The sequence below is a fragment of the Roseateles sp. GW821-FHT09H11 genome, assembly GCF_059415845.1.
In genome coordinates, this window is record NZ_JBWKOA010000002.1 from 271,009 (window position 1) to 290,837 (window position 19,829).

General features: G+C 70.9%; 11 protein-coding genes. 7 read left to right on the forward strand and 4 right to left on the reverse strand.

Annotation, left to right across the window (positions count from 1 at the left end; all coding sequences use genetic code 11):
• Positions 1–118: 118 nt before the first annotated feature.
• The 5 genes from AC07PR_RS08310 (at position 119) to AC07PR_RS08330 (ending at position 7,059) form a co-directional block, all read left to right on the forward strand.
• Entirely contained in the window at positions 119–1,759 is a 1,641-nt protein-coding gene (locus tag AC07PR_RS08310) for an acyl-CoA ligase (AMP-forming), exosortase A system-associated (RefSeq protein ID WP_495134995.1), read from the forward strand.
• Positions 1,760–1,841: 82 nt separating this feature from the next.
• Complete coding sequence (locus tag AC07PR_RS08315) at positions 1,842–3,047, forward strand: pyridoxal-dependent decarboxylase, exosortase A system-associated (RefSeq protein ID WP_495135300.1); 1,206 nt, start codon at positions 1,842–1,844, stop codon at positions 3,045–3,047.
• Complete coding sequence (locus AC07PR_RS08320; RefSeq protein ID WP_495134996.1) at positions 3,044–4,078, forward strand: acyltransferase family protein; 1,035 nt, start codon at positions 3,044–3,046, stop codon at positions 4,076–4,078. The genes AC07PR_RS08315 and AC07PR_RS08320 overlap by 4 nt, the downstream gene beginning before the upstream one ends.
• Before the next feature lie 168 nt (positions 4,079–4,246).
• Positions 4,247–5,134, forward strand: coding sequence for a sialate O-acetylesterase (locus tag AC07PR_RS08325; RefSeq protein WP_495134997.1), 888 nt, complete (start codon positions 4,247–4,249; stop codon positions 5,132–5,134).
• Positions 5,135–5,271: 137 nt separating this feature from the next.
• A complete protein-coding gene (locus tag AC07PR_RS08330; protein ID WP_495134998.1) occupies positions 5,272–7,059 on the forward strand; it encodes a retroviral-like aspartic protease family protein in 1,788 nt (595 codons plus the stop codon).
• A gap of 63 nt (positions 7,060–7,122) precedes the next feature.
• On the opposite strand, the gene AC07PR_RS08335 is transcribed toward AC07PR_RS08330, so the two are convergent.
• The 4 genes from AC07PR_RS08335 to AC07PR_RS08350 all read right to left on the reverse strand — a co-directional run bounded on the left by AC07PR_RS08335 (position 7,123) and on the right by AC07PR_RS08350 (position 17,828).
• Complete coding sequence (locus tag AC07PR_RS08335) at positions 7,123–7,539, reverse strand: DUF1203 domain-containing protein (protein WP_495134999.1); 417 nt, start codon at positions 7,537–7,539, stop codon at positions 7,123–7,125.
• Positions 7,540–7,825: 286 nt separating this feature from the next.
• On the reverse strand, positions 7,826–8,404 hold the full coding sequence (locus AC07PR_RS08340) for a nucleotidyltransferase family protein (RefSeq protein ID WP_495135000.1): 579 nt from the start codon (positions 8,402–8,404) through the stop codon (positions 7,826–7,828).
• 293 nt (positions 8,405–8,697) lie between these two features.
• Positions 8,698–17,418, reverse strand: a complete 8,721-nt coding sequence (locus AC07PR_RS08345; protein WP_495135001.1) for a GH36-type glycosyl hydrolase domain-containing protein — start codon at positions 17,416–17,418, stop codon at positions 8,698–8,700.
• A 164-nt stretch (positions 17,419–17,582) separates the two neighbouring features.
• Entirely contained in the window at positions 17,583–17,828 is a 246-nt protein-coding gene (locus AC07PR_RS08350; protein WP_431104440.1) for a hypothetical protein, read from the reverse strand.
• Between the two features lie 563 nt (positions 17,829–18,391).
• On the opposite strand from AC07PR_RS08350, the gene AC07PR_RS08355 reads away from it, so the two are divergent.
• Together AC07PR_RS08355 and AC07PR_RS08360 are read left to right on the forward strand one after the other, a co-directional pair.
• A complete protein-coding gene (locus AC07PR_RS08355) occupies positions 18,392–18,925 on the forward strand; it encodes a hypothetical protein (RefSeq protein WP_495135002.1) in 534 nt (177 codons plus the stop codon).
• Between the two features lie 141 nt (positions 18,926–19,066).
• Entirely contained in the window at positions 19,067–19,810 is a 744-nt protein-coding gene (locus tag AC07PR_RS08360) for a hypothetical protein (RefSeq protein ID WP_377153471.1), read from the forward strand.
• The last annotated feature ends 19 nt before the right edge of the window (positions 19,811–19,829 follow it).

The following is a 19,829-nucleotide window of genomic DNA, read 5'->3' on the forward strand; positions in this document are numbered from 1 at the left end:
ATCTTAACTGTCGCCCTCTGGGGGAACCCCTGGGGCGCCCCCTCATCCCAAGGGGATCCAAGGGGATCCGGCGGGCTTCGTGCGGGATTGCCAGGGGACCGCGTGAGATACTTTTTTCATGACCGCCGCCACCGACAGCCACCTGCTTCCGCACCTGATCTGGCACAGCGCCGAGCGCGATCCGGCGGCCCCGGCGCTGCGCGACGGCGCCCGCGCGCTGGACTACGCCGGACTCGCCGCGCAGGTCCGCGCGCTGGCCAACGGACTGCTGTCGCTGGGCCTGCAACGGGCCGAGCGTGTCGGCATCTACCTCGACAAGCGGCTGGAGACGGTGGTGGCCAGTTTCGCGGCGCCGGCCGCGGGCGGCGTGTTCGTGCCGGTCAACCCCATCCTCAAGCCGGAGCAGGTCGGCTTCATCGTGCGCGACTGCGACGTGCGCGTGCTGATCACCTCGCGCGACCGCTTCTCGTCGCTGCGGACGGTGCTGGCCGAATGCCCATCGGTGCGGCATGTCGTCGTGGTCGATCCCGCGCCGAATGTGTCGTCTGAGGCGTCGTCTGCGGCGGCGTCCGATGCGTCGCCGGACGGCTGGGTCCGTTACAGCGACCTGCTGGACGCACCGGCGCAGACCGCGCATCGCGTCATCGACAACGACATGGTGGCCATCCTCTACACCTCCGGATCGACCGGCCGGCCCAAGGGCGTGGTGCTGTCTCACCGCAACATGGTGGCCGGCGCGAAGAGCGTCGCGAGCTACCTCCGCAACCGACCCGAGGATCGCCTGCTGGCCGCGCTGCCGCTGTCCTTCGACGCCGGCTTCAGCCAGCTGACGACGGCCTTCCACGCGGGCGCGTCGGTGTCGCTGCTGAACTACCTGATGCCGCGCGACGTGCTCAAGGCGCTGGAGCGCGACCGCATCACCGGCCTGACAGCCGTGCCGCCGCTGTACATCCAGCTCGCACAGCTGGAGTGGCCGGCGGCGATCGACCAGCAGCTGCGCTACTTCGCCAACACCGGCGGGCGCATGCCGCGCGAGACGCTGAACCTGCTGCGCCAGCGCGTGCCGTCGGCGCAGCCCTTCCTGATGTACGGCCTGACCGAGGCCTTCCGCTCGACCTACCTGCCGCCGGAGGAGGTCGACCGCCGGCCCGATTCGATCGGCAAGGCGATCCCGAACGCCGAGATCCTGGTGCTGCGCGAGGACGGCTCGCCCTGCGCGCCGGACGAGCCCGGCGAACTGGTGCACCGCGGCGCGCTGGTCGGGATGGGCTACTGGAACGACGCCGAGAAGACGGCGGAGCGCTACAAGCTGCTGCCGCCCGGCGCGGCGGGCCGCGAGGCCGGACTGCAACTGCCGGAGTACGCCGTCTTCTCCGGCGACAACGTGCGCATGGACGCCGAAGGCTTCCTGTACTTCATCGGCCGGCGCGACGAGATGATCAAGACCTCCGGCTACCGCGTCAGCCCGACCGAGGTCGAGGAGATCCTGTACGCGACGCAACTGGTGGGCGAATGCGTGGCCTTCGGCGTGGACCACGCGACGCTGGGCCAGACGATCCAGGTGATCGCGACGCCGCCGGCCGGTGCCGACACCCTCGACAGCGCCGCGTTGCTGGCGCTGTGCAAGGCGCGCATGCCGGCCTACATGATTCCCGCCGGCGTCGAGCAGAAGGCCGGCCCGCTGCCGCGCAACCCCAACGGCAAGATCGATCGCAAGCTGCTGAGCACCGAATGGGTGGCGAAGCAGGAAGCCCAGTGAGAACCTCGTGACGACTGCCGTGAACAACGACGACAAGACCTCTCCCGCCGCGCCTGCCAAGGCCGCGCCGCAACACGCGACGATGGACCAGTTCGTCGCGCGCGACGGCGTGCTGCAGATCGGCGGCCAGCCGCTGACGCGGCTCGCGGACCGCGTGGGCCGCACGCCGTTCTACGCGTATGACCGCGCGCTGCTGACGCGTCGCGTCGAGGAACTCCGCGCCGCGATGCCCGCGAAGCTGGAGCTGCACTTCGCGATGAAGGCCAACCCGATGCCGGCGCTGGTCGCGCACCTCGCGACGCTGGTGGACGGCATCGACGTCGCCTCGGCCGGAGAGCTGCAGGTCGCGCTGGACGCGGGCGCCGATCCGCGCGAGATCAGCTTCGCCGGTCCCGGCAAGAGCGTGCTGGAGCTGAAGCAGGCGCTGGCCGCCGGCATCCTGATCAACCTGGAATCCTTCCGCGAGGTCGAGCTGCTGCGCACGCTGTGCGCGGAGACCGGCTACGCGGCGCGCGTCGCCGTGCGCGTGAACCCGGACTTCGAGCTGAAGTCCTCGGGCATGAAAATGGGCGGCGGTCCGAAGCAGTTCGGCGTCGACGCCGAGCTGGTGCCGGAACTGCTCGCGCGCATCGGCGAGGCGGGCCTCGGTTTCGAAGGCTTCCATCTCTTTGCCGGCTCGCAGAACCTGAAGCCGGAGGCGATCGTCGAGGCGCAGCTCAAGAGCTTCGAGCTCGCGCTGCGGCTGGCGAAGGACGCACCGGCGCCGGTGAAGGTGCTGAACCTCGGCGGCGGCTTCGGCATCCCGTACTTCCCCGGCGAGCAGCGCCTGGACCTGACGACCATCGGCGCCAACCTCGCGGCGCTGATCGAGCGGGCCGCGGTCGAGCTGCCGCAGGCGAAGCTGGTCGTCGAGCTCGGCCGCTACCTGGTCGGCGAGGCCGGTGTCTACGTGTGCCGCGTCGTGGACCGCAAGGTCTCGCGGGGTCAGGTCTTTCTCGTCACCGATGGCGGCCTGCATCACCACCTGGCGGCCTCGGGCAACTTCGGCCAGGTGATCCGCAAGAACTATCCGGTCGCCATCGGCAACCGCGTCGGCGGCGAGGCCGAGCCGGGCGTGTCCGTGGTCGGGCCGCTGTGCACGCCGTTGGACCTGCTGGGCGAGCGCATGACACTGGCGCACGCCGAGCCGGGGGATCTGGTGGTCGTCTTCCAGTCCGGTGCCTACGGCATCACGGCGAGCCCGCAAGGCTTCCTGAGCCATCCCGGCGCGGCCGAGGTCCTGGTGTGAGTTCCGCTCCACGCCTGGCGCAGCTCGATGCCCTGCGTGGCATCGCGGCGCTGGCGGTGGTGCTGTTCCACTACACGACGCGCTATGACCAGCTCTTCGGTCACGCGCAGGCGCCGGTGGTCTCGTTCCCGTACGGGTACCTGGGCGTCAACCTGTTCTTCATGATCAGCGGCTTCGTCATCTTCATGACGCTGGAGCGCACCGCGCGGCCGATGGACTTCGTCGTCTCGCGTTTCAGCCGGCTGTATCCGGCGTACTGGGGCGCGATCCTGCTGACCTTCGCGCTGACCCACGCGATCGGCCTGCCCGGCAAGACGGTGGGCTGGGACGTGCTGCTGGTCAACGTGACGATGGTGCAGGGCTTCTTCGGCGTGGCGCATGTCGACGGCGTGTACTGGACGCTGGAAGTGGAGCTGCTCTTCTACGCCTGGGCGCTGCTGAGCTTCCGCTTCGGCGGCGCGGCGGGCCTGCGGAACTTCCTCTTCGCGTGCCTGGCGCTGCGGCTGGTCTATGCAGCGGCCAAGAGCTTCTGGGGCGTCGACCTGCCCTGGGTCGGGCAGCGATGGCTGCTGCTGCCCTACATCTGCTGGTTCGCGCTCGGCGTGACGGTCTACCGCTTGAGTCGCAGGGGCGCCGGGTCCGCCTGGGACTGGGCCCTGGCGGCGGCGGCGATCCTCGTGATCGGGCTGGTCGAGGACTGGGGCCTCGCGGCACTCGCAGTGGTGTTCTACGCGGTGCTGTTCGGCGCGGCGCGCGGGCGCTGGACCTGGCTGGAGCATCGGGTGCTGCTGTGGCTGGGAGCGATCTCGTACACGCTGTACCTGCTGCACGAGAACATCGGCTGGGCGGTGTTGCGGCGGCTCGAGTCCTGGGGCGTCGAGGTGCACCTCGCCATCGCGCTGACGATGGCCCTGTCGATGGCCCTCGCCCATGGGCTGACGACGTTGGTGGAACAGCCAGGGATGCGCTGGATCCGCGACCGCTATCGCGCGCGGCGGCAGACGTCGACACCCGCACCCGCCGGGGGCTGAGGCGCACTGCGCACGTCGCACCCCGCCCGCTTGGGGGCGCCGGTACCCCTCTCCGCTCAATCGCCTCCTCACGCTCGGCATTCGCTGCGAGGGGCACCGGCGCCCCCAAGCTCGAAGCGAGGCATGCGGAGACAATGCGCGTTCACTCTCCTCAGCACGACGCTCCTGATGACCGAAGAACGGAAGAATTCCCTGATCCCGCTGGCGATCGGCGCCGTGGCGCTGCTGTCCTGCGGCGGCATGATCGCGGCGGGCGTCGCGATGCTGCGCAACGGCAAGCCCTCGACGCCCGCCGATGATCTGGCGGCACGGATCGCCGCGATCCACGACATGCCGGTGACGGCACCCGACTGCGGCACGGTGTTCAAGAACGAGGAGCCCGTGGTGATCGTGGTGATGGGGCAGTCCAACGCCGCGAATCACGCCGACCCGATCCCGCCGGCCGCCGCACCGGTGCCGCCGATGCCGGTGCTGCATCTGGGTGGCTGCGGTCTGGCGAGTTCACCGGTGCCGGGCGCGACCGGCACCGGCGGCAGCATCTGGCCGGCGGTGAATCAGGCACTGGGCGGGCGATGGAAGGGCCATCCGATCGTGTGGGCAGTGGTGGCCGTGGACGGCAGTTCCATCGCCGAATGGACCGAGCCGAACAGCGCGCTGCGCAGCTACTGGCAGACGCAGATGGACCGCATCAAGGGCACGCGTTGGCCGGTGGCCGCGGTGCTGTGGCAGCAGGGCGAAGCCGATGCACGCGACCGCACGGCGATGGCCGACTACCGCGACGCACTGGCGGCGCTGCGCGCCGGCGTGGCCCAGCGGGGCATCGACGCGCCGTGGTGGATCGCGCGTTCGACCTATTGCCCGCCGCACGACGGCGGCCAGGTGCGCGAGGCCGTGCGCGAGCTGCTCGCCATTCCCGACAGCGGCTTCCGCGCGGGGCCGGACACGGACACGCTCAGCCTGCCGCTGCGCAACGGGTGCCACTTCACGGTGAACGGCACGGCGCGCGCGGCGGCGTTGTGGGCCGAGACGCTGAAGCCGGCGGCGGCCGGGCAATAAGGCCGCGTTGAGAAGTCGTTGAGAACGCGTTTGCCCCGCCGCCATCGTGTGGCGCGGACGTCGACACCCCCTTCGGAAGGAGCGTTTCCGGCGCTCGGGACGGGTATCGTCAGCCTCCTGAACCCAGGGAGGGAACATTGAACGCACGCCGACTTGCGCCGTTGCTGGCGCTGATCCTCGCGGCCACCGGGGCCGCCGCCGCGGACGAACCGGGCAAGGCCCGGTGCAGCATCGAGACGATGAACATCCCGGTGCGGCTGGTCGAGCACCGGCCGGTCGCCACCGTGCAACTCAACGGGGTCGAGGTGCCCATGCTGGTCGACAGCGGCGCCTTCTACAGCATGATGAGCGCGGCCACGGCGGCGCAGCTCAACCTGAAACTGCGTCGCCCGCCGCCCAACTTCACCATCAATGGACAGGCCGGCTCGGTCGAGTCGCTGCGGGTCACGACGGTGGACGAGGTCGGGCTGCAGCTGGCGACGCTCAAGCGGGTGGACTTCTTCGTCGGCGGCAACGAGCTCAACGCCGGGATCATGGGCATCCTGGGCCGCAACTTCCTGTCCGCGGCGGACACCGAATACGACCTCGCGCACGGCATGCTGCGCCTGGTCTTTCCCAAGGGGGATTGCGAGAAGGTGAACCTCGCCTACTGGGCCGGCGACGCGCCGGTGATCGAGGCGCCCATCGAGAACAACGGCCGCCGCAACGACACGGCGGTGCGCGTCCTCACCAAGATCAACGGGGAGCGCGTGACGGCGCTGATGGACACGGGGGCGCCGGGAACGTCGCTGTCGTTGAAGGCGGCGCGGCGGGCCGGGATCAAGCAGGAAGACATGAAGCCCTTCGGCCGGACCAGCGGGATCGGCAGCGGCTATGCGGAGCGCTGGATCGCCGACGTCGAGACCTTCGAACTGGCCGGCGAGAAGATCACCCGGAACCGGCTGCCGATCAACGACGTGGACACCTATGACCACGGGATGCTGCTGGGGCTGGACTACTTCCTGTCGCACCGGGTTTATGTGTCGCGGTTGCAGGGCAAGGTGTACGCGACCTGGAACGGTGGGCCGATCTTCGCGCAGGGGCGCGCCGATGCGACCCAGTACGACCAGCGATACGCCGCGAAGGCGGAGGAAATCGCTGCTGACGATGCCGACGGCTTGCTGCGGCGCGGTGCGGCGGCGCTGACGGCCGGCGATCCGAAGCGGGCGCTGGAGGACCTGAATCGCGCGTGTGAACTCAAGCCCGAGGTCGCGAGCTGTTTCGACGCGCGTTCGCGCGTGCACCAGGCGATGAAGCAACCCAAGCTGGCGCTGGCGGACCTGGACACGGCGCTGACGCTGGACCCCTCGCTGGCCGAGGCGCGCCTGCGCCGCGTGCCGCTGCGCGTGGCCGCCGGCGACCGGGACGGCGCGAAAGCGGATCTGGCGGCGCTCGATGCGGCACTGCCGACGGCGTCGAACCTGCGCGTCACGATGGCGGAGTTCCACGCCCGCTTCAACCAGGTGCCCGACGCGCTCAGGCAATACGAGCTCTGGATCAAGAGCCACCCGAACGACCTGCGACTGGCCGAGGCCTACAACGGCCGCTGCTGGTTGCGGGCGCGGATGAACGTCGACGTGGCGCAGGGGCTGGATGACTGCAAGGAAGCGGTCGACCTGGACGGCGACACGCCGGCGTATCGCGACAGCCTGGGCTGGACCTACCTGCGCCTGGGCGACGCGTCCCGGGCGAAAAAGGCTTTCGACAAGACGATCGAGCTGAGATCCTGGGCCTGGCCGCTGTACGGCCGCGGCCTGGCGCAGCTCAAGCTCAACGAGGCGGAGAAGGGCCGTCAGGACCTGGAGGCCGCGCGCAAGCTGATGCCGACGATCGATGAGGCGGTGAAGAAGGCCGGGTTCGACGCATTGGCGGAGGCCGTGCATTGAATTCGATACATCGCGCGGGGAAAGCATCGAATTCGATACTTTGCTCGCGCACTGGATGTCGGGTCAGGTGAACCGCTCCACCCGCGCCGCGTAGCACCCCCGCTTTGCGAAATGCACCTGGAGGTAAGTGGTCTCGGGGTGGGCAAAGAGCCGCTCGATGAGGGGTTCGACCTGGTCGCCGTCGACGAGGTCCGCGTCGACCATCATCCCCGCCGTGTCGAACGCCCGGACCGAGAGCATCCGGCCGCGCAGCGCCTTCGGCACCTCGTTGACGCGATCGAAGCGCTCGGCGTCGGCCTCGCGGATGTAGATCGCATGCGTGCCGCGGTACGGCGTGTCGACGTCCAGGTAGACGTAGTTGAGCAGCAGCACCGTTTCGCCGGGCGCGGCGTCGTCCAGCGTGACCCGGTCCGGCGCCGAGCGCGGGCTGTCGATGCGCACGCGCAGCACGCCGTGCGCGCGCAACGTCGCGTCGGTCATGCTGAACATCGGGCGGAACGGGGCAGGGTCGAGACCCAGGATGCGGAAGTCCATGTGAGCGCGGCGCGGTGGCCGTCCGAGTGGTGGATGTACTCACGATAGGGATGCAAGCCGCGACGGTCGCGCCGTTTCCGGACATGGAATTGCAGGGCCGACATGCAGGGTTGGGCATCCTACGGCGAAGCGAGGCGAGGCAAGGCGAGGGCGCCGGAAGTGCTCGGCTTCAGCGCCGACGATCTGGAGGACCATCAGCGGCTGGCGCAATTGGCCCAGCCGGGACCAGCGCCTATGCCGGCAACTTGATCGTCAGCCACGGCCAGCGCCGCTGGTACGACGCGGCCTTGCCCTCGAAGAGCTGGCGGTGCGGCACCAGCGGATTCATCGCGAGCACGCCCCGGTACAGCCCTTCCAGGCCATACGGCGCGTAGACCTCGCCGGGTCGCACGCCCACGCAGGTCGACGGCACCAGGAAGCGTTCGATGCCGTCGCGCGAACTGCGCAGCGGCTCATAGGGTTCGCCGAAATCCGCTTCGTACCAGAGGTGCACGCGCGCCTGGTTCGCGACCTCGGTCGTGATGCCGAGATCCCCCAGCACCGCATCCACGCGGGCCTGGACGCGACGCTCGGCCTCGGCGCTCAGGTCGTCCGGATCGAAGTAGAAGAGGTCGTAATCCTTGATGTCCGCCGTCGGCGGCCTGCCGTCCCGCAGGTTCCAGACGGTCTGGAACAGGCAGCCGGCGACCAGCCAGCCGTCGGGCAGCGCGAGCGCCTCCCAGCGCGCCAGGATCGCGCGGTTGTTCGGGTTGGTCAGCAGGTCCGCGACGAAGCGGTCCTGCAGGTTCAGCGAAAGGGGTTCGAAGGACATCGCGCCATTCTGGCCGTACCGCCTGAGGCGCTTCGGTCAGTGGAATCCCTCTCTGGTGGCACCCTCTCTGCTGGCTCCCCCTCTCCGTAGGAATCTCTCTCCCGCTTGCGGGATAGCAACCGTGTCAAGCGCTCGTTGACTGCCCAGTCCGCTGGCCCTCACCCCACCCTCTCCCGCAAGCGGGAGAGGGAGCGAGAGTGCACCGAGTTGGCCGGAGAACTCCCTCTCCCGCTTGCGGGAGAGGGAAGGGGTGAGGGCCAGCAACGGTGGAAAAGCTGGAGCCCTCTTGCGCCTCAACGTCCTGTCGTGCGCAGCTCCGGTGCCTCGGGCAAGCGCACCATCTCCGGCACGCTGACGACCACCAGCGTCTGGTCCGGCGACAGCGAGGACAGCTCGATCGATTCCCCCGCGTTCTCGCGCCGGGCGCCGGGCTCGCGCGTCTGCGCGGCGCGGCAGGCCGTCTCGTTGGCGCAGACGATCACGCGCAGCCAGCGGTCCTGGTGGCGGATGCGCACCTCCGCCTGGTCCCAGTGCACCGGCAGGCAGGCGGTGACGCGCAGTCGGCCCTGCTCGACGACGACGCCGCAGATCGACTCCAGCGACGCCCGCAGCAGCCACCCCGCCGAGCCGCTGTACCAGCTCCAGCCGCCGCGGCCGACCCAGGGCGCGTGCGAGTAGATGTCGCCGGCCATCACGTAGGGCTCGATCGCGTAGATCGGTCCCAGCCGCGGATCGGCCCATCGGTGCGCGGGGCTCAGCCCGGTGTAGACCTGCCACATCGTGTCGCGCTGCCCCAGCCGCGCCAGCGCCATCAGCGCCCACACCGCCGCGTGGTTGTACTGGCCGCCGTTTTCGCGCACGCCGGGCGCATAGGACTGGATGTAGCCCGCGCTTGGCTGCGCCATCGCCAGCGGCGGATGCAGCAGCCGCGCCAGCTTCGCCACCGGATCGAGCAGGTGCGCGCAGGCGCTCGACATCGCCTGCCGCGCATGCGCCGGATCGGCCGCCGAGGTCAGCACCGCCCAGCTCTGCGCGATCAGGTCGATCTTGCACTCCGCGTTCTCCGACGAGCCCAGCGGCGAGCCGTCGTCGAAGAAGCCGCGCCGGTACCACTGGCCGTCCCAGCCGGGACCGTCCAGCGCCGCCACCCAGCCGTCGCGCGCCGCCTTCCAGCGCTGCACGCGTTCGTGCTCGCCGCGCGCGGTCGCGACCGGCGCGAAGTCCTCGATCACCTGCGCCAGGAACCAGGCCATCCACACCGATTCGCCCTTGCCCTCGTGGCCGACGCGGTTCATGCCGTCGTTCCAGTCGCCGGTGCCGAACAGCGGCAGGCCGTGCTGTCCGCTGCCCAGGCTGCGGTCGATCGCGCGGGCCGCGTGCTCGTAGACCGTGGCCATCGGACCATCGGTGCGGGGACTCTCGTAGATGTCCTCGGCGCCCTCGGGCACCTGCTGCCCGTTGAGGAAGGGCACCGCGTCCTCCAGCAGCGTCAGGTCGCCGGTCCGGACCAGGTAGTGCGCCAGCGCGTACGGCAGCCACAGCCGGTCGTCCGAGAAATGCGTCCGCACGCCCGCGCCGCCGGGTTCGTGCCACCAGTGCTGCACGTCGCCCTCGGGGAACTGCCGCGCCGCGCTGCGGCGGATCTGGTCGGCCAGCAGTTGCGGCGCGACGTCCGTCAGCGCCATCGCGTCCTGCAACTGGTCGCGGTAACCGAAGGCACCGCCCGCCTGGTAGAAGCCGGCGCGCGCCCACATGCGGCAGACCAGCGTCTGGTACGGCAGCCAGTGGTTGGTCAGCGCGTCGAAGCGCGGATCCGGCGTCGACACTTGCAGGCCGCCCAGCAGCTCCGGCCATTGCCGCCGCTGACGGTCCAGCCGGGTGGCCGGATCGAGCCTCCAGGCCGCTTCCATCAGCGCGTGCGCGGCCTCCGGCGTCGGGGCGTGACCCAGCAGGACGGTCAGTTCCGCGGGCTGCGTGCCGTCGAGTTCGAGGCGGGCGGCCAGCGCCGCGCAGGCGTCGAGCCCGCCGCCGCTGCGACGGCCCAGCGCCTTGGGCAGCACCATGCGGCCGGCGCTGTCGAAGAACTCCCGGCGGTCGCAGCTCCAGTCCTGCTGGTCGAGTCGCACGCGAGTCGTGCCGGCATCGGCACCGCCGCGCGCAATGCCACCGTCGGTCGGTTGTCGCGGGCGGATGCACAGCGCCGCCGTCGCGTCGCCGAATCCGCCGAGGTGGTCGAGCTGCGTCGCCTGCAGCGCGAGTGCGCGTTCCGGCTGCGGCAGTCCGGCGCCGAGTTCACCGACCGTCAGCCAGTCGTTGTGCGTCGTCACCGACAGGCGCTCGCCGCGCGCGCTGCCGAGTTGCCACTCGGCCAGCGCCACGAGCCGCAGTCGGCGGCGTGATCGAGCCCCGGAATCGATGCGCACCTGCACCTGCTTCACCGAGGCGTCGCGGTCCACGCACCAGCACAGGTCCACCTGGAGATCGCCCAGCCGCTGCCGACTGCGCGAGTAGCCGATGCCGTGCTCGATCGACAGCGGCGCCTCGCGGCGCAGTTGCCGGCCCAGTGGCCAGACGCGGTCGTTGTCCAGGTCGTGGAGCAGCAGCCACTCGCCGGGCGGATCGATCAGCGGATCGTTGGACCACGGCGTGACCTGGTGCATCCGGCTGTTGCCGGCCCAGGTGTAGCCCGCCGCGATCTCGGTGACTTGGCAGCCGAAGTCGCGGTTCGCGAGCACGTTGACCCAGGGCTTGGACGGATGCCGGTCCGGCGACACCTCGAAGGAGAAGCCGCCGTGTTCCGGGTCGAAGCGGCCTTCCGGCGGCCGCGGCGTGGCTTCCGGTCTTGGCCGCTCGGCCAGCGCATGCGCCACCGGCAAAAGCGCCGAGTCGTTCGCCGGCGCGGTGTCCTCGATCCAGCGTTCGAGCTGCTGGGAGAGCGAGCGGCCATCGGCCTGCAGCCGCAGGCGCGTCAGCGTCTGCAGCGTGAAGCGCTCGTCGGGGTGCAGGTCGCCTTCGCGCAGCACATGCAGCGCCGAACAGAGGTGGCCCGGCTTGCCCTGCGCCTGGCCCTGAAGTCGGGCCTGCAAGGCCTGCAGCGCCTGCTGCACCGGCGCGTTGTACGACGAAGGTTCTTCGTTGAGCACGACGAGGTCGACGCCCACCGCGTGCGTGGTCCACATGCGCAGCGCCTTCTTCAGCGCGCGGATCAGGTCGATGCCTTCTTCGCCGGTGACCGTGACCATCAGGATCGGCCGGTCCCCGGAGATGCCGAAGCGGTACAGCGCGCGCCGGTCGCAGCGGCCGCGCGGTTCGCGGACATGCGCGGGCTCACGCACCGCCTGGCCGGTGACCAGCGTGTTGAGCTGCAGCAGCGCGCCCCAGGTGGCCGTGTCGAACTGCAGTTCGCGCAGCCGGATGCCGCCCATCGTGTGCGACATCGAGGCGGAGCGCTCCACGTGCGCCGCCTGCCGGTACTTGTCGACCAGCGCGCGCAACAGGTCGCCATCGCGCGAGGCCGCCGTGCAAAAGGTCAGCCGCACGGTGGCGCCTGGCGCGATCTCCAGCCCGACGCGCAGGCCGGCGATCGGATCCAGGCCGGTGTCGAGCAGCCGGCCCGGTTCGCTGGCGGCGGTCACGTCGGCCTCGTCGTCGACGAACTCCGGCCGCGCATCGCCGACCGGTCGCGTCGTGCTGCCGTAGCGACCCAGCCAGCGCCCGCGATCGGCGATCGGCAAGACCTCGCGCACCGTGTAGCCGTCGGCACCGATGTCGAGGCCGTCACGTCCGCCAGCGTCACGCGCTTCGCGGCTGTCGCGGCTGTCGCGGCTGTCGGCCGCGCGGACGTCGTCGCGGCGCGCGGCCTTGCCGCAGGCTGCGCCGCCGTCGACGCCGGCCAGGAAGAACACCGCGCGCATCGCCGCCTCGTCGAACAGCCGCGGCCGGCGCCGCAGGTGCAGCGCGTGTTCCGCCTCGTCCCAGCGGGCCTGGATGAACAGGTTGGAGAAGGCCGGGTGCGCCTCGTCGCCGCGCTGCGGCGCGAGCGTGGCCTCGAAGGAGGACACCAGGTCCATCGACAGCGGCGTCGTGCCGCGGTTCGTGAGCTCGACCTGGCGCAGCTCGCAGTCGTCCTCGGGGCTCACCCACACCGTGGTGCTGCTGTGCAGGTCCGGCCAGCCGGCCTCGAAGATCACCCGCTCGGCCTGCATGCGGGCCGTATAACGGGCGCGCGGATCGGGCGTCGGGCGGACGGTGTTGCTGAACCAGTCGTCCTCGCCGGCGCGGCGCAGCATCGTGAAGCTGCCGTGCTGGTCGCGCAGCAGGTCGTCGCGCCAGCGCGTGACCGCGACGCCGTCCCAGTTGCTGTAGCCGCCGCCATGGCTGCGCAGCACCACCGAATAGCGCCCGTTGGTCAGCATGTGCGTCAGCGGCAGCGTCTCGCTCAGCGGCTCGCTCTCGCGCACCATGCGCGTCTTGCGTACCTGGCGCGTGCGCAGCGTCGGATCCACGACCGCCGTCGACAGCGGCGCGACTTCGCGCGGTGCGCGCTCGTGCAGCAGCGTGGCGACGGCCTTCACGTGCGGATCGCTCATCAGCCAGCGGCGCGGCGCGTCGTCGGCCAGCAGGTTGGTCAGCGCGACGAATCCCATCGCCTGGTGGTGGGCCATGTAGGTCTGCACCAGCGTGAATCCCGCGCCGGCGGTCTGCCGCTGCGGCGTGTAGTCGACGGCCTCGATGAAGCCGAACGCGCCGCGCGCGCCCAGCCGTTCGAAGGCCTGCAGGTTGGACACGACGCGCACCGGCGCCACGATCGCGGCCATCACGGCCGCATACGGCGCCAGCACGCGCTCGTCGACGGCCAGCCGCGCCAGCGCCAGCGTCTGCACGCCCTGCGGGCCGTACTGGTAGGCGAGGGTGTGGTCCTGTCCGGCGATCGCCGACTCCGAGATGCCCCACGGCGTGCCCTTGCCGCGGGCCTCGAAGCGCTGCTCGGCCACCGCCGTGCGGATGGCGCGGCCCAGCGCGCTGTTGGCCGGCTCGCGCAGCACCAGCGAGGGCATGAGGTACTCGAACATCGAGCCCGTCCAGGACTTCAGCCCCAGCGAGTCGCCGGCCGCTTCGCGCGAGAAGAACGGCCGCCCCAGCGAGCGCCAGTGCTCCGGCGGCAGATCGCCCTTGGCGATCGCGATCAGGCTGGTGAGCCGGGCCTCGCTGGCGAGCAGGTCGTAGTGGTTGTCGTCCAGCTGCTGCGCGTCGCCGCGCCAGCCGATGCGCAGCAGGCGCCGCTCGGGATCGAACAGCGAGCGGTAGTCGGCCTCCAGGCCGAGGCGCCGCGCGCGCTGGGCGAGTTCGCGCAGGCGCTGTCGCGACTCGGCGAGGCCCGCGCCGTGATCGCGCCAGAACGACTCCAGCTGCGCGATCAGGTCGCGCAACAGCCAATGCGCCGCCGTCGCTTCGTAGTGCTCGGCGGTGGCGAGGCCGTCAAGCTCCGCGCGCGCCGCCGCGACCTGCACGCGCAGCACGGCCTGCTGTTCCTCGGCGCCGGCGCCGGCGTTCTCGGGATCGATCAACGCGGCCACCAGCGAGGCGCCCGCGCCCAGCACGCCGTCATTGGCCAGCGGCGGCTGCATCACGCGCAGCCGGTGCAGCGTCTTCATCAACGCCTCGCGCGGGGCCGCGGCGAGCTGGTCCGGCGTCATCTCCGCCGCCAGCTCGCAGGCTCGCGCCACCGTCAGCAGGTGTGCCGAGCAGTTGCCGCTGTCGACCGCCGACACGTAGCCCGGCGCCAGCACGACCAGCGACTCCGTGTCGTACCAGTTGTAGAAATGGCCGTGCCAGCGGGGCAGGCGCTCGAGCGTGTCCAGCGTCGCCGACAGCCGCTCCGACATCGTCACGACGCCGATGAAGCCCATCTCGCGTGCGCAGGCCACGGCCAGCAGGTAGAGGCCGATGTTGGTCGGCGAGGTGCGGTGCGCGATGAGCAGGTGCGGCGTCAGCTGCACGTTGTCCGGCGGCAGGTGGTTGTCGGCCGCGCCGACGTGCGTGTCGTAGAAGCGCCAGGTGTCGCGCGCGAGCTGCCAGAGGTAGTCTCGGCCCTGCGGATCGAGCTCGGCCTCGCGGTTCAGCAGCGGCGCCCGCGGCGCGCTGGCCCACCAGATCCACAGCGGCGAGAGCGCCCAGACGATCAGCAGCACGACCGCCGCCGTGCCCTCGACCGGCGCGCCGGACAGGGCGGCGGCGGCCAGCACGCCGCCGAGCACCGCGGCCGCGATGGGCACGCGCAGATGCTGACGGACCAGGGCCGGCAGCTCGCGCCGCGCGGCGGCCTGCGCGGCCGCGGCCGTCGTCCATTCGAGCAGCCGGCGTCCCGACACGGTCTGCCGCCACAGGGCCCGGCCGATCGCGTCGAGGTACAGCAGCGACAGGTGCAGCAGCAGCGCGACATGCCAGGCCGCGAGGCCCAGCGCACGGCGCAGGTCGAGCGCGGTCTCGCGGTAGAAGTGCCGCCGCGCCAGGCCGTCGCGGCTGGGCACCAGCCCGGCCAGCGCGCCCACCAGCGGCCCGACCGCGAAAGCGCCGGCGACCACCGCCAGCGTCAGCCAGAAGGGCAGCACCTCGGTGCCCAGCACCAGCAGCATCAAGCCGAGCGACATGGGCGCGACCAGCGAGCGGCGCAGGTTGTCGATCAGTTTCCAGCGGTTGATCGGCGCGATGCCGTAACGGCCGGCGCGCGCGATGAAGGGCAGCAGCTGCCAGTCGCCGCGTGTCCACCGATGCAGCCGCGCATGCGCGACGTCCGCGTGCATCGGCGAGTCCTCGACCAGCGTGATGTCGGAGATGCCGGCGCAGCGCGCGATGCTGCCTTCCAGCAGGTCGTGGCTCAACACCTGACCCTCGGGCAGCCGCGCATCGAGCACCGCATGGCAGGCCCGCACGTCGAGCAGGCCCTTGCCGGTGAAACTGCCTTCACCGAACAGGTCCTGGAAGATCTCCGAGCTGACCGCGCTGTACGGGTCGATGCCGAACTGGCCGACGAACAGGCGGTGGTACGGCGTGCTCTCCTTGTCGTCGGGCATGGGCGCGAGCACGCGCGGTTGCAGGATGGCGTAGCCCTCGACGACGCGACGCCGTTGGGCGTCCACGCGGGGACGGTTCATCGGGTGGGCGGCGGTGCCGACCAGCGCGCGCAGGCGGCCCGGCGGCATGTCGGTGTCCGCGTCCAGCGTGATCAGGTGGCGCACGCCGTCGGCGGGCCGCGACATCGGGCCGAAGTCGACGAAGGGCGACGTCCCCGCGGAGGTCGCCAGCGTGCGCAGCAGCAGCTCGATCTTGCCGCGCTTGCGTTCCCAGCCGATCCAGCGGCGCTCGGTCGCGGACCACTCGCGCTGGCGGTGCAGCAGCAGGAAACGCGGCTGTCCGTCGGCCAGCGGGCCGTGGCGCTCGTTGAGCGCCGAGATCGCGTCCGCCGCAGTGACGACGATCATCGTGTCGCCGGGCTGGTGTTCCTCATAGGCATCGGCGTGATCGCTGAGCAGCGCGAACTGCACGAGGCGCTCGGGATTGGCGAGGTGGTGCTGCTCCAGCTGCGCGATCAAGGGCGCGATGGCGTCCTCGTTGGGCAGCAGCACCGGCATCACGACCAGCGTGCGTTCCGCGTCGGGCAGGCCGGCGGAGAAGTCCAGCCGCGGCAGGCGCGCGGGGCGGGCGAGCTCGCTGACCCAGCGGTTGGTCAAGGCCACGACGGCTTCGCTGATCGGTCCTGCGGCCAGCACGGCGGCGGTCCACAGCAGCCAGGTCGCCGCGCCGGGATGGGCCTGGCTCATCAGCCAGTACAGGCCGAGCAGGCCCAGCAGCGCGAGACCGCCGAGGTAGGCCACCGCCGCCCAGCGTTGGCCGGGCGCCGTGTCGTGCGGCGGCCAGCGGCGCTCCTGCAGGCCCAGCGCCGCCAGCAGCGTGGGCCGGCCGGCGCCGCGCCACCAGTAGACCGGCGCGCTGCGGCGGTCGGGCTCGCCGTCCTCCGGCGGGCTGGCGCGCTGCGTCAGTTCCAGCAACTGCCGGGCGATGTCGAGTTCGCTCTTGTCGCACTTGCGCGCGAGCGCTTCGATCTCGTGCAGCGTCATGTCCTGCGTGTCGGGCGCCTCGGCGGCGAACACCGGCGAGCGGCCCAGCGTCTGCATGACGGGACTGACGGTCTGGATCAGCCGGCGCCAGTCCGTCTGGTCGATGCGCCGCAGCGCGGTGATGGCATTGCGGATGCTCTGCAGGTCGCGGATCGATTCGTCCTGTTGCCGCGCGAGCGCTTGCGCGGGCGCGGGCAGGCGCGTGCTGAGCCAGGCGGCCAGTTCGCCCATCAGCGGCTGCGGCAATTCCTCGAGGCGATGATCGACCTGGAGCCAGAACGCTTCGAGCACGCCGCGTTCTTTCATGCGCGGCTCCAGCCGCGTGATCGCCTCGATGCCGGTCTCCGCGGGGCGGCCGTCGTACCAGTGATGGACGACGTCGCGCGCCGCCTGCAGCGTCGCGAAACGCTCGGCCAGCCGGCGCAGGTTCTCGACCAGCACGACGCGCAGCGTCGTCGGCAGCGCCCACAGCTCGGCCAGCGAGAGCGCGCGTTCCTCCTGGTACGCACGCAGGTAGGCGGCCAGCAGCTCGGTGTCGAAGCCGCCGTCGGTGTGCGCGACCCAGGCCCAGGCGATGCCGTAGATGCGGGGCAGGCCGGCCAGCGGTTCGTCGCGCAGTCGCGGCAGCAGCCGGAAGAAACCGCGCGGCAGGCCGCGCCGCACCTGATGGGTCTGTTCGTCGATCAGCGCGGCGTTGTCCAGCAGCCATTTGCCGGCGGCGCCGAGGTGGCGGAAGTCGCGATGGCGCTTCTCGATCAGGCGCCGCGCCTGCTGCAGCATCGCGACGTTGTCGTCGAGACGCGGGAAGAACTGGCCGGCGCCGGCCGTGCCCTGGACCGCCTGCGCCTGCGCGAGGCTGCGCCCGTGCTGCTCGAAGCGCGCCAGACCGAACAGCACGGCCCGGACCGGCGGCTCGATCGTGCCGAGTGCCGGGTCGAGCAGCGCAAGTTCTTCCGCAATTTCCGGGGAGGGGTCCGTCCCCGGCTCGGAGGAGCGGTCCGACGGTCCCTCCGACGGGGGCGCCGGAGGTCGATGTGGGTCGTTCGCGCTCCGGACTTCGGTCATAGCCAGTGGGCAAACAGGCCGAAGGTGATGGCGCTGAGGGCGGCCGTCGTGGCCAGCCGGGGCAGCACCAGCCCCCGTGCACGTTCGGCGAACAATGCGACGCCGAACCATCGCCCTCGGGCCTTCGCGCACTGCATCAGGTGGCGCTGCAGCGCTTTGGCCTGGTCGTTGATGTGCGGGACGGCGGTGCCGACCGGACCGACCTGGACGATCGGGCTGAGCGGGCCGACTGGGCTGTTCATGGTGGGAACCTCTCTGCAAGTGGATGAAGCGGTCTGAAACCGGACGTTTCAGCTTGGCAAGCCCCATGCCTGCGCAAGCATTCGGTCCGGGTGCCGCGGCTGGCCATCCACATACCCATGCCAAGGCATGAATTCGAGCGCGATGTCAAGCGCGCGGGAAGACCACGTCTGTCCCTGCTTTGTCCCTGGCTTGTCCCGTCCGCAAACCCCGACTGTCCCTTGCCTGTCACCGGGGTGGTGGTCGCGTGTGTCCCTCGCCCGGCCCCGTCGTGCCGGGGCGGGACACCCACCCGGCGAGGGAGACGATGCAGGGCTACAGAGGCGCGGGGATGTCTTGCAACCCCGATGAACACGGACCTTTCCGGCAGGCTGCCTCAAATGAGGGGGGCTGTCCCCGCTTAAGGAGTAGGGGGTGCGCGGGCCGCGGGTCGCCTCCTAGACTTCGCAGCAATCGCATCGCAACAGGGGCGCCATCGGCGCACGGGAGGGTGATCATGCTCGCGACAGCCTGGTTCCAGAGAAGTCGATACGCCTGTGCTGGCTTGTTGGCGAAAGGGCTCCTGATGGCGGCCTCCGCGGCCGGCCTGCTGGGCCTGTCCGCAGCGCCCGCCGCCGGCGCGCCGATCACGCTCACGACGACCCAGACCTCGGTGGTGCTGGATGCCGGTGACAACTTCGTGATCACCGGCCAGATCACCAACGTCAGCGGCGGTCCGCTGCTGACCACCGACTTCTTCCTCTCCCTCAGCGGCTATCCGTTCCCGTATGTCGACGTCACGCCGCTGCTGGGCGATCCCGAGGTGCTGATCCCGGACCGCACCATCAGCCCGGTGCTGGATTTGCTGATGATCGCGACGCTGCCCGACATCCTCGCGGACCTGAACTTCAACCTCTTCATCCTGCTGCAGGACATCAACGGCAACTTCGCCGACGAGGTGTCCGTGGCGGTGACGGTGCGCGCCGCGGCGGCGAGCGAGGTGCCGGAACCCGGCACGCTCGCGCTGGCGCTGATCGCGCTCGCGCCGCTGATCGTCCGACGCGCCAGCCGCGCGTCGGGCCCGTCGGCGCCGACCGCGACGCTGCCCGCCGGCACCTGAAAACGGATGGCCGGCGGATCGCGCCGCCGGCCGGTTTCCTCTCCCGTCTCCAGCAGCGGACCGGCCCTCGGGCATCAGGCGGTCGCGGTCGGGCACGACGGGTCCACATCGACTCTCTTCGAGACATCACAAGGGGCAGGCATGGCCACAGTCGTCTCCGCGCGCGTGACCCTCGGCGCGCCATTCATCCAGCGCTTCGCCGGTCAGGTGAGGTTGAACATCCCGTTGATGAACATCGGTGAGTCGGCGCTCCAGGGCGTGCAGATCACCAGCATCACCTACGGCAGCGCCACGCGGCAGAGTCCGCCCAACGCGCCCATCGTGCTGGGCACGCTCGGGGCATCGTCGTCGACGACCTTCGCCGGCCGCTTCTCCGATGCGGGGTTGGCCGACAACGCCAACCTGTTGCTGACGGTGCGCGGGTCCTACCTGGTCGCCGGCGTGGCCTACGGCCTGACGGTCAGCCGCTACGTGCGGGTGCCGGCCGCGGGGAGCTTCCCGGCCGACGAACTGCGCGCCTCGCTCGCGGTCACGACCACGCCCAACTACTGGAGCTACACGCTGACCAACAACGAGTCGGCGGGCAGCCCGCAGCGCATCGCGACGCTGTCGTTGACGGTCAACGCGCCGGTGACGGTGACGGGCACGCCGGCGGGATGGGAAGCGGACACCGACGGCATGACCTACGTGACCTGGGTCGCCTCGGACCTGCTGCCGCCGTATCCGAATCACGTGGCGCCCGGGGCGTCGTTGTCCGGTTTCCAGCTGATGAGCCCGCGCACGAGCTCCGAATCGACCGGCGCGAGCCTGGTCGCCTGGAACCACGCGGCCGACGACGCCGGCAAGGTGGCCGCCGACTACACGCTGACGCCGTCGCGGGCCTGAGCCGCGCCAGCAAGGAGTG